The 14,417-nt window shown below is 36.3% G+C and carries 14 protein-coding genes; 6 read left to right on the top strand and 8 right to left on the bottom strand.

The annotated features are described in order from the left end of the window. Window positions 1-6 precede the first annotated feature (6 nt). The gene (locus I2F23_RS06605) at window positions 7-939 is read left to right on the top strand and encodes an FAD-binding protein (protein WP_195771771.1); all 933 of its coding nucleotides are present in this window, start codon (window positions 7-9) and stop codon (window positions 937-939) included. Between the two features lie 280 nt (window positions 940-1,219). Continuing rightward, a complete protein-coding gene (gene gyrA, locus I2F23_RS06600) occupies window positions 1,220-3,922 on the top strand; it encodes a DNA gyrase subunit A (protein ID WP_195771770.1) in 2,703 nt (900 codons plus the stop codon). A gap of 52 nt (window positions 3,923-3,974) precedes the next feature. Here gyrA and oxyR read toward each other — a convergent pair whose 3' ends face one another. From oxyR to rubA, 4 genes are read right to left on the bottom strand one after another with little or no spacing between them, the layout of a single operon-like run. Further along, window positions 3,975-4,880 (bottom strand): LysR family transcriptional regulator OxyR, encoded by a 906-nt coding sequence (gene oxyR, locus I2F23_RS06595; RefSeq protein ID WP_195771769.1) that lies wholly within the window; start codon window positions 4,878-4,880, stop codon window positions 3,975-3,977. 17 nt (window positions 4,881-4,897) lie between these two features. Next, window positions 4,898-5,836, bottom strand: coding sequence for an alpha/beta fold hydrolase (locus I2F23_RS06590; RefSeq protein WP_195771768.1), 939 nt, complete (start codon window positions 5,834-5,836; stop codon window positions 4,898-4,900). 6 nt (window positions 5,837-5,842) lie between these two features. After that, window positions 5,843-7,021 carry an FAD-dependent oxidoreductase gene (locus I2F23_RS06585; RefSeq protein WP_195771767.1) on the bottom strand — a complete coding sequence of 393 codons (1,179 nt, stop codon included), beginning with the start codon at window positions 7,019-7,021 and terminating at the stop codon, window positions 5,843-5,845. Between the two features lie 60 nt (window positions 7,022-7,081). Continuing rightward, window positions 7,082-7,249 (bottom strand): rubredoxin RubA, encoded by a 168-nt coding sequence (gene rubA, locus I2F23_RS06580; RefSeq protein WP_195771766.1) that lies wholly within the window; start codon window positions 7,247-7,249, stop codon window positions 7,082-7,084. A 279-nt stretch (window positions 7,250-7,528) separates the two neighbouring features. On the opposite strand from rubA, the gene I2F23_RS06575 reads away from it, so the two are divergent. After that, on the top strand, window positions 7,529-8,053 hold the full coding sequence (locus I2F23_RS06575) for an adenine phosphoribosyltransferase (protein WP_407648002.1): 525 nt from the start codon (window positions 7,529-7,531) through the stop codon (window positions 8,051-8,053). Between the two features lie 37 nt (window positions 8,054-8,090). On the opposite strand, the gene I2F23_RS06570 is transcribed toward I2F23_RS06575, so the two are convergent. Further along, on the bottom strand, window positions 8,091-8,594 hold the full coding sequence (locus I2F23_RS06570; RefSeq protein ID WP_195771816.1) for a YqiA/YcfP family alpha/beta fold hydrolase: 504 nt from the start codon (window positions 8,592-8,594) through the stop codon (window positions 8,091-8,093). Between the two features lie 228 nt (window positions 8,595-8,822). Here I2F23_RS06570 and lysS point away from each other — a divergent pair, with 228 nt between their 5' ends. Both lysS and I2F23_RS06560 read left to right on the top strand, forming a co-directional pair. Continuing rightward, on the top strand, window positions 8,823-10,352 hold the full coding sequence (gene lysS, locus I2F23_RS06565; protein ID WP_195771764.1) for a lysine--tRNA ligase: 1,530 nt from the start codon (window positions 8,823-8,825) through the stop codon (window positions 10,350-10,352). A 132-nt stretch (window positions 10,353-10,484) separates the two neighbouring features. Then, window positions 10,485-10,634 (top strand): hypothetical protein, encoded by a 150-nt coding sequence (locus tag I2F23_RS06560; RefSeq protein WP_195771763.1) that lies wholly within the window; start codon window positions 10,485-10,487, stop codon window positions 10,632-10,634. A gap of 2 nt (window positions 10,635-10,636) precedes the next feature. On the opposite strand, the gene I2F23_RS06555 is transcribed toward I2F23_RS06560, so the two are convergent. Together I2F23_RS06555 and I2F23_RS06550 are read right to left on the bottom strand one after the other, a co-directional pair. After that, window positions 10,637-11,971 carry a hemolysin family protein gene (locus I2F23_RS06555; RefSeq protein WP_195771762.1) on the bottom strand — a complete coding sequence of 445 codons (1,335 nt, stop codon included), beginning with the start codon at window positions 11,969-11,971 and terminating at the stop codon, window positions 10,637-10,639. A 91-nt stretch (window positions 11,972-12,062) separates the two neighbouring features. Then, window positions 12,063-13,052, bottom strand: a complete 990-nt coding sequence (locus tag I2F23_RS06550; RefSeq protein ID WP_195771761.1) for a LysR family transcriptional regulator — start codon at window positions 13,050-13,052, stop codon at window positions 12,063-12,065. A gap of 197 nt (window positions 13,053-13,249) precedes the next feature. Between I2F23_RS06550 and I2F23_RS06545 the strand changes: the two genes are divergently transcribed. After that, window positions 13,250-14,227: an acyltransferase family protein gene (locus tag I2F23_RS06545; protein ID WP_195771760.1), complete on the top strand. Its 978-nt coding sequence runs from the start codon at window positions 13,250-13,252 to the stop codon at window positions 14,225-14,227. A gap of 9 nt (window positions 14,228-14,236) precedes the next feature. On the opposite strand, the gene I2F23_RS06540 is transcribed toward I2F23_RS06545, so the two are convergent. Continuing rightward, the coding region (locus I2F23_RS06540; protein ID WP_195771759.1) for a transposase at window positions 14,237-14,417 on the bottom strand (181 nt) is incomplete at its 5' end.

Raw genomic sequence — 14,417 nt, 5'->3', positions numbered from 1 at the left:
TAGAACATGAGTATTTTGGTAATCGCTGATCATGACAACAAAGCACTTGGTGGTGCGACTTTAAATGTTGTTGCAGCGGCACAGAAAATTGGTAGTGATATTACTGTTTTAGTTGCAGGTCAAGGCGTAAGTGCGGTAGCAGAACAAGCTGCAAAGGTTGCAGGTGTAACAAAAGTTATCCTTGCTGATCAAGCTGTATATGCTCATCAACTTGCTGAAAACGTAGCAGCATTGATTGCTAAAATTGCAAAAAATTATTCACATGTTTTGGCTGCTTCTACAACAACAGGTAAAAATATTTTACCGCGTGTGGCAGCACTTCTAGATGTCAGCATGGTTACAGATATTATTGCTGTTGAATCTGCAAATACGTTCAAGCGTCCAATCTATGCGGGTAATGCTATTGCTACAGTGCAATCTGAAGAAACTGTTATTTTAGGTACTGTACGTACAACAGCATTTGAAGCAGTTGCATCAGATGCAGGAAATTCATCTGTTGAAACCATTACAGATGCAGAAGATGCAGGTTTATCTAAATTTATTGCTGAAGAGATTATTCAATCTGAGCGTCCAGAGCTTGCAGCAGCACGTGTTGTGGTTTCAGGTGGTCGTGGTGTTGGTTCTGCAGAAAACTATCATGCAGTACTTGACCCTCTAGCTGATAAGCTAGGTGCAGCGCAGGGTGCTTCTCGTGCAGCAGTAGATGCAGGCTTTGTACCAAACGATATGCAAGTGGGCCAGACAGGTAAAATCGTTGCTCCTGAGCTTTATATTGCTGTTGGTATTTCAGGTGCAATTCAGCATTTGGCTGGTATGAAAGATTCTAAAGTCATTGTTGCAATTAACAAAGATGAAGAGGCGCCAATAAATGCTGTCGCTGACTACTGGTTAGTAGGCGATTTAAACGAGGTTATTCCAGAGCTCGTTTCAAAAATTTAGACCTCGAATGCGTAAAAATGCCTCATAATGAGGCATTTTTTATTTTTACCTTGAATAAAATATAAGCTTAAGAAAATGATCAACTTTTTTTGTAAAAAATATTACATTTTCTCGCCAAAAAAATAGATGAACTTTAACTTTCATCACACAAATAAAATGGCAAATATGTTAAAATTAAGCGTTATATTTTTTAATTTTAGTTTGAGCTTTTGAACTCAATTCTATCTGATTTTTGAAGATTTATGATTAGCATGACTAATCAAAAAAACAAGGAGTATGCATGAGCGTATCGGAAATAAGACCGATTGCCATTGAGGATGAACTCAAGCACTCGTATTTAGATTATGCCATGAGTGTGATTGTTTCTCGTGCATTGCCAGATGTGAGAGATGGCCTTAAACCCGTTCATCGTCGTGTGCTTTTTGCTATGCACGAGTTGGGCAATGACTATAACAAAGCCTATAAAAAATCTGCACGTGTGGTAGGTGATGTTATTGGTAAATATCACCCACATGGTGATTCGGCTGTTTATGAAACTATCGTACGTATGGCGCAAGACTTTAGTTTACGCTATCAACTGGTTGATGGTCAGGGAAACTTTGGTTCTATAGACGGTGACAGTGCTGCTGCGATGCGTTATACAGAAGTACGTATGACGCGCCTTGCACATGAATTATTGGCCGATTTAGAAAAGGATACGGTCGACTGGGAAGATAACTATGATGGTTCGGAGCGTATACCACAGGTTTTACCGACACGTATTCCAAACCTATTAATTAATGGGGCTGCAGGTATTGCTGTTGGTATGGCAACCAATATGGCACCTCATAATATGACAGAAGTCATTCATGCTTGTCTTGCTTATGCAGATAATCCAAATATATCTGTAGAAGGGTTAATGGAGCATGTGACAGGCCCAGACTTCCCAACTGGTGGTATTATTTATGGTAAGTCGGGTATTGTAGATGCTTACCGCACAGGTAAAGGTCGTTTACATATTCGTGGCAAATACCACTTCGAAGAAGACAGTAAAGGTCGTACAACAATTGTCTTTACTGAAATTCCATATCAAGTTAATAAAGCAAGAGTGATTGAGCGTATTGCTGAACTTGTAAAAGAAAAGAAAATAGAGGGAATTTCAGAACTTCGTGACGAGTCAGATAAAGAAGGCATGCGTATTGCCATTGACTTAAAACGTGGTGAAAATGCAGAAGTTGTTGTTAATAATCTATTTTTAAATACTCAGCTTGAGAACTCCTTTAGCATTAACATGGTTTGTCTAGATAATGGTCAGCCTAAGTTAATGAACTTAAAAGATATTATCGCAGCGTTCATTCGTCATCGTCAGGAAGTGGTTACACGTCGTACGATGTTTGAATTGCGTAAAGCACGTGAGCGCGGTCATATTTTAGAAGGCTTAACTGTTGCACTTGCAAATATTGATGCAGTTATAGAAACGATTCGTTCGTCTGAAAACCCTGCTCAAGCACGTGAACGTTTATTAGCAAATGAATGGGCAGCTGGTAGTGTTGTTGCCCTACTGGAGAAAGCAGGTTCAATTTCTGTGCGTCCAGAAGTGATCGAAGGCGAAGATCTTAGCCGTCCATTTGGTTTAGCTGAAGATAAATATCGTTTGTCACCTGCACAAGTGAGCGCAATTTTAGAATTACGTCTACATCGTTTAACTGGCCTAGAGCAAGATAAACTTCATGCAGAATATAGCGAAATATTGTCACAAATTGCTGAGCTAACTGCAATTTTAAATGACTTTAACTTGCTGATGGCAGTTATTCGTGAGGAGCTTGCACAAGTTCTTCAGCAATATGGCGATGCGCGTCGTACAGATATTGTAGAGTCACGCATTGACTTCTCTCGTGAAGATTTAATTCCTGAAGAACAAATTGTATTGACTGTTTCTCAAACAGGCTATGCAAAAACACAACCACTTTCAGACTATCAGGCACAGCGCCGTGGTGGTCGTGGTAAATCTGCAACATCAATGAAAGATGATGATATTATTCAGCATCTTATTGTGACATCAAATCACTCAACAGTGTTGTGCTTTACAAATGTTGGTAAAGTCTATCGCTTAAAGGCATTTGAAGTACCACAAGCTTCTCGTGGAGCAAAAGGTCGCCCAATGGTAAATTTATTGCCGCTTGAGCCAAATGAAACCATTACTGCGATTCTACCTGTTAAGGATTTCCCAGAAGATCATTACGTATTTATGGCAACTGCCTCAGGTACGGTAAAACGTGTCGATCTTTCACAATTTAGTAATGTACGTTCAAATGGTTTGCGTGCAATTGAGCTAAATGAAGAAGATACGCTTATAGGTGTTGCAATTACCGATGGTCAGCAACAGATTATGTTGTTCTCTAATGAAGGGAAAGCAATCCGCTTTGCAGAAACTGATGTACGTGCCATGGGACGTACAGCACGCGGTGTACGAGGCATGCGTGTAACACTTGCTAGTACAGCTGATGCGGACGATGCAGATTCAGATATTGATGATTCAAATGATGAAAATGCAGATGATGCTGGTGATTTGAACCTTATTAGCCGAATTGTTTCGCTTGTGGTTGTACCAGAAAATGGTGAAGTCCTTTGTGCATGTGCACATGGTTATGGTAAACGTACACCTGTAGATGACTTCCCAACGAAGAAACGTGGCGGTAAGGGAATTATTGCAATCAAAACCAGTGAGCGAAATGGTGAGCTGATTGGTGCAGTTTCCATTGATGAAAGTAAAGAAATGTTACTTATCTCAAATGGAGGTACTTTGGTACGTACACGTGCTTCTGAGGTTGCAACAACGGGAAGAAATGCACAGGGTGTTCGTCTTATTCGCTTACATGAAGAAGTTCTAGTTGGTGTTGTCTCTATTGAAGCAGTAGCAGAAGATGAAGAAGAGCTGACGGATGAGCAAGCTGAAGTTGTTGAAAGTGTAGAAGCGATCACTGAAACTAAGTCTGAAGAGTAAGATAATCTATTATAAAAAAAGGAAGCTAAGCTTCCTTTTTTTATGTTCTTATTTAGTCATGTTCACGTGTAATCTTTTGCAAGATACGTGCGAGGACATCAAACTCGTTATGCAATGGTGTACTTTTACGTGTAACAAGAGAAATCGTTCTATTTGGTGCATTCTCGATACGTTTAACTTGTAAATCTGGATGATATTGTAAGATATTTCGGTTTAATGAAATTTCTGGAAGGAGTGTATACCCAAGATTTGAAGAAACCATTTCAATCAGTGTTGGTAAGGAACTGGCTTTTAGACGATGATCTGACTTACGGTCGCCAATAGGGCAAACACTAAGTACGTGGTCACGTAAGCAATGTCCTTCTTCAAGTAACATTAAGCGTGACATTTCAAGGTCATCCAGTGAGTTTGCTTGTGCACATGCTTTATCTTGTTTGTTATAAACCAAAATAAGATCTTCTTGAAAAATTTCAGCAACTTTTAAGCCACGTGTATCGAATGGTAAAGCCAGAATAATCATATCTAGATTACCATGCTCTAGCTTCTCAACGATTTTCTCACTCTGTGCTTCGTGTAGATGTAACTGAATTTTTGGAAGATGCTGATGAACTTCATCTAATAGTTTAGTCAGAATAAAAGGAGCAATGGTTGGAATAATTCCGAGATGTAAATCTCCAGTAAGAGGTTCACTCATTTCACGACTGAGGCGCATTAAATCTTGTGCATCTGCAAGTAAAACGCGTGCTCGTCCAACGACTTGTTCTCCAAGCGGGGTTAAACGAACATTTTGTCGATCTCGCTCAACTAAGACACCACCAAGAAGGCGCTCTAGCTCCATAATGCCACCAGACAGTGTAGACTGTGTAACAAAAGATCTGCGCGCAGCTTCGGTAAAATGTAATGTTTCAGACAGGGTGACTAAGTAAGAAAGCTGTCTTAAAGAAGGTAATGCAGCCATAATGTCCTAATATTTTTTTAAGATTTAAAGTGGTGTACAAATAGTTTACTTAACTGTGGGATAAGCTCAGTAGGAATATCATGCCCCATTCCTGAAATTAATTCAAACTTTGCGCCGTTTATTGCTTTTGCAACAGCTTTTCCATGCTTTGGCGGAAGTAGCTTATCACATGCGCCATGGATAACGAGCGTGGGTTGTGTAATTTTCTTATCCCATTTCAGTAAGGAGCCAGTACATAATATTGCTAAAAGTTGTTGTAATACACCGAAAGGCGCATAAGAACGCTGATAAGCAATTTTAGATATTTTACGTATATCTGTAACGTTTATATAGCTCGGAGAGCCAATATTTTTCGCAATCTTGATGTTATGTTGTACGACATCTTCTTCTTTTGCTGATTTTGCTCTAGTAAAGAACATTTGTAATTGCTTAATTCCAGGATTAGGAAGAAAACGTGCGTTATTGCTTGTAAATAATAAGCCAACACGTGCAACAAGTGAAGGGTATTTTGCAGCTAAAATTTGAGCAATCATACCTCCCATAGATGCACCAATGACATAACAAGTTTTTATATGGAGTTGTTTAAGAATAATAAATGCATCATCTGCCATATCTTCAAGTGTATATGTCACAGGTGTATTTTTAAGGCCAATTTTAAAGCGGATCATCATCTTCAAAAGGTTTTTTTGTATGTGCGTAACTTCAGTTTTTGACGAAAGGCCGATATCTCTATTGTCAAATCGAATGACATAAAATCCTTGTTGAATAAGTGTTTCGCAAAACTGATCAGGCCAATGAATCATTTGTCCGCCTAAACCCATAATAAGTAATATACAGGGATGGTCTGGATTACCACCCACTTCGACATGTAATGAAAGCCCATTTGGTGTTTCAATAACTGCTTCTTGCATAAAACGACTATAGGGCGAGGGTTGAAATGATGGCATAGTTTTCATCTCGTTTTATGATGTTTTTATCGTAAGTTGAGGTGCAATTAAGTCTGGTATAAGTTTTGTTAAAGACATGCGTTGCTTTGCGGCAGTTGCACCAAACAAAATAAAACCACGCAAGGTATTTTCTGAATCTATTGCGCTTGCAATAAGTCCATCCTCTAAAATTTCATCATGCCATGTCACTGTTATATTTTGAGGAGGGAGAAGTACAGTAAGTGGCGCTGTTGGAGTTTTAATGGCAACTGGCATGGCCGGATAATGTAGATGCGTAGGTTCACCCAAGAGTGTTTTTGCTAGAGATTTTGCCTGTTGCATTAAAGGCATGACGTACGGAAGAATTAACTCATTCACCTCAACACAATCGCCTAGTGCATAAATATCTGGCTGATTCGTTTCTAATAGAGTATTCGCTATAATACCTTTATTTACCTCAATGCCACTGGCTTGCGCAAGTTCGGTATTAGGTTTTAAACCAATTGCACATAAAATACTATCGTAAGGAATCTGCTGATTTGACTGTGTCGTAATATGGTGATCATTTATCGCTTTCACAGTCGTATCACATAAAAACGATATACCTAATAGAGATAATTTGTCTTGAAATAATTTAGCGATATGCTGAGGCAATAAACCTGAAAGTGGGTAGGCGCTCTTTTCGAGAACTGTAATGTCATAACCTGAAGCTTTTAGATCGTGTGCAAACTCACAGCCTATTAGGCCACCACCAACAATAACAATTCTTTTTTCAGGTTTCGTTTCTATGAACGATCTAAAGGTGACGTAATCATGTAAGTTATTAACACTAAAAACAGAAGGATGATCTTTTAGTGGCTCAGGAACTATAGGGGTTGCACCGAGTGCTAAGACCAATTTGTAGTATTTCAAATCTGTTTTTTGCCCATTTTGCATATAGCTAATTATTTTATTTTTAGAGTCAATGTTTACCACAACAGCGTGGCTATTTATTAATATATTTAATTGTGTTGCCATTTTTGTTGCATCTGCAAGTGCGATGGTATTCGGTTGTTTTTTAGTGGCATATGCATTAGATAGTGTGGGTTTGGCATAATTTTGTGCATCATCAGCACAGATCATTATTAATGTTTGTTCTTTATTTTGTTTTCGTATTTCTCTTGCTAAAGTATATCCGGCCATACCTGAGCCGATAATGATAATAGGATGTTCCATAGGTTAATCTCAGTGTAAGACCAAAAGAAAAGACCATGTAAGTACATGGTCTAAAAAAAATTATTCAACTTCAATCATTTCAAAATCGACTTTAGTCACACCACAGTCAGGACAAGTCCAATCATCTGGGATATCATCCCATTTTGTGCCTGCTGCAATACCATCCTCTGGCCATCCTTCTGCTTCGTCATAAATAAAGCCACAGACGATGCATTGATATTTTTTCATGAATTTCTCCAAGTGCTGATGGGGGAGTTAAACAAGTGCCTGTCAGCAAATTGTCGTACAGTTTAACAATTATAACGTGATGTATTATAAAAGAAGCAGGAGATTTTTGCTGGCTTTAGTGAAAATATTCAAATTGATGTTTCATTTTTTAGCATCTGTAGTTTAAACAGTCATTTAAAAAAAGAATTGAAGAAAATATATGAAAATAACCACGAATAGATAGTTTTTTATAAAGAGGAGACATAAAATTGCATAAATTAAGTCGCTTTATGAATGGTTATGAAACTTACAGAAATGCTTTGGTCACATATACGAACTGTTCCAGATTTTCCACGAGAAGGAATTTGTTTTTATGACCTTACCCCTTTATTTTTAGATCAAATTAATGCTTTGACTGATGCATTAATTGAAAGCATACCTGATCAATACTTAAAGGATGTGGATAGTTTTATGGCAGTCGAAGCGAGAGGATTTGTATTAGCCAGTTTTTTAGCACAGCGTTTAAATAAAGGTTTAATTTTAGTGCGTAAGGCTGGAAAGCTTCCGCCACCAGTAGTGGGTGTTGAATATAGTTTAGAGTATGGTACAGACAAATTAGAATTATCTGCGAGCATTCAACCTCAGAAAGTAATTTTAGTAGATGATGTATTAGCAACTGGTGGAACTTTAAGAGCGACACAAAAATTGGCTGAAAAGAGTCATCTGGATGTGCTTGGAACATCTGTATTGTTAGATTTAGAGTTACTCGATGCGCCGTTAGATATGAATGTTTGGTCAGTTTTACAAGAAAGTACAAAAGGTTAGATATATTATAAACATGCCGAACAATGAGTCGGTATGTTTATAGATTATAATTGTTTTGTAAGAATGCTATGAGTTTATTGATATTCTCTGGGTGTTCTAATCGATGGTATCCTCCTATATATGTTTCGATAAACATAAAATGCTCTAAAAAACGCTGTGTTTTATGCATGTCTACAAGTTCATCTCCTAGTTCTAAATATGCAACCTGCGGAATATCGTGGTTTAAGTCGACTTCTTCAAGTTTAGGATAATCAGCTCTAAATGTAGGCGTTAAGCTTGGGTTTGCAACAATAGTCGGTAACTGAAAGAGATAAGACATTTTTAATGCCCAATAACCACCTATACCATGGCCAATCAGTAAGTCTGGTTTAATTTTTTGGATGGTGTCTTGGTAGAAATATTGCACAGTTTCAAAGTTCAAATTTCTGTAGTCAACGTTAATACAAAATTTATTTTTAGATGCAATGGTGTGAAATTTCGTTGACTCTTTTGACGAATCCAATCCGTGTAAGAATAATATTTTAATATCGTATCCCTTCATTGATAAATACATCTGATTTGGATATAGGTGACCAACTTTATTTCCTGCCATCGTTGGCCGTGTTTTTTTTATTCTAGAAAAGTTTTTTGCTTTTGGAAGCTAGCAAATAGTCTAAAGAAAGACGAAAAATGAATATTTTTTGCATTCTTAGCGAAGAATAGATTAGAAAAGAAAGTGAATTCTGCTATTCTATGGGACTTCTTTTTTATTATTTTTTTAGAGGCAGAGATGACGCAAAAAAACGCTCAGTCGAGTTCTGAACAAACCATTTCCGAAAACGATTTAATTGCACAGCGTCATGCCAAGTTAAAACAGATTCAAGAGCAAGCCAAGGAAAATGGTGTAAGTCCTTGGCCAAATAGTTTTAAACGTGAGCACTATGCAGCCGATCTACAAGAACAATTTGAGAATAAAGATAAAGCTGAAATTGAAGTATCTGAACAAGTCCATGTGAAAGTTGCAGGTCGTATCATGTTAAACCGTGGTTCTTTTATGGTTTTGCAGGACATGACAGGTCGTATTCAACTTTATGTAGATCGCAAAGGTTTACCAAAAGCGCAATTAGATGCAATTAAAAGTTTGGATTTAGGCGATATTGTTGCTGCGACTGGTTATATTGGTCGTTCAGGCAAAGGGGATTTGTATGTACATTTGCAAGAATTTGAATTACTTACAAAATCTTTACGCCCATTACCAGATAAATTCCATGGTTTAAATGATACGGAAGCAAAGTATCGTAAGCGTTATTTGGATTTGATTGTAAATGACGAAACACGTAAGACATTTGAAATTCGTGCACAAGTTGTTGCAGGTATTCGTCAGTATTTGATTGCTGAACGCTTTATGGAAGTTGAAACACCAATGATGCATATCATTCCGGGTGGTGCTTCTGCAAAACCATTTGTGACGCATCACAATGCATTAGATATGGATTTATTTCTTCGTATCGCACCTGAGCTTTATTTAAAGCGTCTTGTCGTAGGTGGATTTGAACGTGTGTTTGAGATTAACCGTAACTTCAGAAATGAAGGGGTATCTACACGTCATAACCCAGAATTTACAATGATTGAATTCTATCAGGCATACGCAGACTACAAAGATTTAATGCAACTGACAGAGAATATGCTCGAAAAACTCGCATTAGATATTTTGGGTTCTACAGATTTACCATATGGTGATGAAGTGTATAGCTTTAAAGGGCCGTTCAAAAAAATATCAATGTTTGATGCTATTTTAGAGCATAATCCAAGCTTTACGGCTGATAACGTTGCAGATCGTGAATTTCTTGCAAACTATGTCCGTGAAACATTAAAAGAAGAAGTAAAACCAAGCTTTGGTTTAGGCAGATTGCAAACTATTGTCTTTGAAGAAACTGTTGAGACTAAACTAAGACAGCCAACATTCATTACAGAGTATCCTGCAGAAACGTCACCACTTGCGCGTCGTAATGATGATAATCCACATGTGACAGATCGTTTTGAATTTTTTGTGGGTGGTCGCGAACTTGCAAATGGTTTCAGTGAGTTAAATGATCCGATTGATCAAGCGGAACGTTTCCAAGCACAAGTTGAAGAAAAAGATGCTGGTGATGATGAAGCAATGCATTATGATGCTGACTTTATTGAAGCACTTGAATATGGTCTACCACCAACTGCAGGGCAGGGAATTGGTATTGATCGTCTCGTAATGCTTTTTGCAAATGCACCGAGTATTCGTGATGTATTGTTATTCCCACATATGCGTCGTAAAGATAGCTAAGTTGTAATAATAAATAAAAAGCTCTCATTTGAGGGCTTTTTATTTGCTTACCCGATCATAATAATAAAAACATTCGGTTTTATCATTAATTTAACTTTATATATGATGTTTTTTATTTAAGTTAGCTATCAAATGATTAAGACAATACAATCACTGAATAAAATTTTAACTGAAATGCAATTACCTGATCATTTTTTACAAGATGATTTTCATTCAGAAGAAGCTATGGAGATGAAAAGCTTTATAGATGCTCTTCATCTATTACAACAACAATGGCACTAGAACTATTCTTGAGGTTCAGAAGGCTCTTTAGGAATAAGTATAGGAATATCCATAATACGTGTTACTAAGAGTTGATCAATTTTATAGTGATCTACATCCACAACCTCAAATTTAAAGCCATTAAACTCAACAAAATCTGCTGGACGAGGTACTTTTCTAAGTTTGTACATCATAAATCCAGCAACTGTTTCATAGTTTTCTTCGTCAGGCATTTCATCAATATCTAAAGAATGCTTCATATCTTCGATTGGTGTACTTCCTTCAATCAACCAAGAGCTACTATCACGTTTAATAATTTGTTGCTCTTCATCCATTGGAGTTACCCAATCACCCATTACAGTACTCATAACATCACTGAGAGTAATGACACCTACTACCCAAGCATATTCGTTAATAACAACAGCAAATTTTTCTTTGCTTGCACGGAAGCGATCAAGTAATTCTGAAAGCGTTAGTGTATCTGGAATAGTCAGTACTGTACGAATAGTAGATTCATTCAACTGATTAATCTTTTGATGATTTAAAATTCTTACCAGAATATCTTTTGTGTCTACATAACCAATGACTTGATCAATATTTTCATTGCAGACTAGAAATTTAGAAAAAGGGTATTCAGCAAGTTTTTGGCGAATACTTTCTTCAGATTCATTGAGAGTAAAAAAGACGACGTTTTCTCGAGTGGTCATACTTGATGGGACGGTACGTTCCTCAAGTTCAAATACATTTTCGATGAAATGATGTTCTTGTTTTTGTAGAACACCTGCTTGTGCACCTGCTTCCATCACGGCTGCAATATCGTCGAAAGTAATGTTATCTTCACGGATGGTATTGACTTTAAATATTCTAAATAAAAAGTTTGTAATCGAGTTAATAATCCAAGCCAGTGGCTTACATATTCTGATATAAATTAAAGTTGGATTGATGACTGACATTGCAATTTTTTCAGGTGCAATCATGGCCAAACGTTTTGGCATGAAGTCTGCAAAAAGAATAAAAGCAAGTGTTACAAATAAGAAGGATAAACCGAAGGCTGCATTTTCAATCCAAGCACCTTCAAAAAAGTGATTTAAAATTCTAAGCGATAATTCGCGAAAGGCTGGTTCACCAACAATACCACCTAAAATTGCAGCTGCATTTAAGCCAATTTGAGATGCAGCAAAGAAGTCGGCAGATTGCTCCTGAATGTCTAGAACCTTTTTAGCGCGCTCATCTCCAGCTTCTGCTAAAATTTTTAGTTTTACTTTTCGTGCACCCGCTAATGCGATTTCTGCGAGGGCCAAATAACCACCACCTACAATGAGGATGATGACAATAATCATACTTTGAAAAAAGCTCACAATGCACCTGTGCTTATAAGTTTGGCATTATTTAGTTTATTTTTAACACAAAATCATACAGGTTGGTATGTATTACCAACCTAAGAAATTATTAATAATGTAAATTTTGGCTATGGTTTGGATAGAGTTCACGGCCTTCCTCTTCAACCATTTGACGAGCAACATATAAAATCAATTGTCGTAACCAACGATGAGCGGGATGATGATGTAACAGCGGACACCATGCCATTTTAAGCTCAATATCTGGAATATAAAAAGGTGGGTCTTTAATAATTAAGCCCTGATGTTTTGCTTGTTGTCGTGCAATTCGCGTTGGTAGAGTGGCGATTAAATCTACATTTTTTGTCAATAAAGCTGGCATTTGATAATGCCGTGTAAAAATAGATATTTTACGCTTTTGCCCAATTCTTTCGAGTGCTTGGTCAATCCAACCTAAACCTGCTTGTTTATCTGGATTAACGCCAAAACCAATGCCCATTCCTGTTTTAGATACCCAAATATGATGGGCATCTAAGTAATTTTTTAAATTAAGATTGTGTATATTTGGATGATTTGGGTTAAGTAAGCAAGAAAAGCTATCACGCCATACTAAAATCTGGTGAAAACTTTGAGGAATTTCATTAAAACGATTAATTGCTAAGTCGACTTTTCCTTGTTCCATATCTCGATAAGACACATCACTTGGCGTTAAAAAGTCTAAAACAACATTGGGCGCTTCTGCGCGTAATGCTTTGACCAATCTGGGTACAAGTGTGGCCTCAGCATAATCAGAAGTCATAATTCTAAAGACGCGATTACTTTTATAAGGTCTAAACTCTGTTCGAGGTTCTAAGATCATTGATAAATCTGAAAGTACATCTCGAATACGGGGTTGTAGCTCTAAGGCGCGTTCAGTTGGAGTCATACCCTCTGAAGAACGAATTAATAAAGGATCATTAAAAAGTGTTCTAAGTCTGCGTAGAATATTGCTCATTGCTGGTTGTGTAACGCCCAACTGTTCAGCGGCACGAGTGACATTTTTCTCACGTAGCAATACATCGAGATAAATAAGTAAGTTTAAATCAACTCGCTCAAGATTCATAAAATAAATACCGCTAATCAAGCCATAAAACTGCTTGATATTATGACACAATTAAGAACTTTTGTGTGAGAAATGGGAAAAGGTGTTGAGTTATTAAAGTCATCTTATACAGATATAGAACAATAAAAAAAATATTAGCTATTGAGGCATGTTAAATTTCTGTCGTTAGTGAAGATATCAATTAGAAGTTAAAAAAAGTGAAAAAAAATCATATTTATTTTATAGATGTTTTAAGAGGAATTTCTATTTTTCTAGTACTTTTACATCATTTTAATATACCTTATAAAATACATTTAGAAGGCTTAGATTGGATAAATATAATATGCCGCAATGGAAATTATGGTGTGACTATCTTCTTTGTTATTTCAGGTTTTTTAATTACACAAACCAGTATTAAGCGTTATTCATCCTTATTAAATATTAATATAAAAGATTTTTATATAAGAAGAATAGCAAGGATTTTACCCTGCTTAACGCTATTAATTTTTCTTGTATCTATTTTAGTTTTCTTAAAAGTTCCTGTTTTTATCAATCATACTCCAAATGGTGTTTCTGTTTCTTATGCAGAGACCGTTTTAGCTGCTTTAACTTTTTCCATGAATATACTTATCATTCACTATGGTTGGGTAAACTATGTATTAGGGGTGTTATGGTCTCTTTCAGTAGAGGAAGTCTTTTATATCGCTTTTCCAATTATATTTACATTTTTTATAAGTAGTATAAAAAGCATATATCCTATTTTTGTTTTTATTATTTTATACGCGATATATTTTCGTTCACAATTTTATATGGATAAAAATGAAGCCTATTTGTACCATTATTTTTCAAGCTTTGATGCTATTGTAATAGGGTGTATGTTAGGTCTTCTTTATAATAATAAAAAATATGTACGCTGTTTATATCAATTGAGATATATGACGATTATAGTCTTAATATTTTTATATTGTTATAAACCTATTCATGATGTGAGTACTTGGAGTATGACAGTATTTGCTTTATTGATAGCTATACTAATTTATAGCTATCAAGATAAATATAAAAATAAAATAATGTTTAAGCCTCTTATTTATATGGGACAAAAAAGCTATGAAATATATCTTTTTCATCTTATTGTTTTGGGTTTTATTAAACTGATATTTACTCCTTCGGCAACTTCATATTTTGAAAAAATATAGTCAAACAATCTAATTACTCATACAAAAATGAAAAAACATCTGAAAGAGTCGATCAATACAATCCTCTTGCCATTCTTTTCTCTTTTTCTTAATCCATGCCCAAGTCTTTTCAATAGAATTCAAATCAGGGCTATAAGGCGGTAACCATAAAATCTGATGCCCATGATGTTCTAGTAACTCCTGTGTGTCT

It is taken from the genome of Acinetobacter pollinis (assembly GCF_015627175.1).
GTDB classification, from domain to species: domain Bacteria; phylum Pseudomonadota; class Gammaproteobacteria; order Pseudomonadales; family Moraxellaceae; genus Acinetobacter; species Acinetobacter pollinis.
This window is presented reverse-complemented; position numbering and strand designations above follow the sequence as displayed.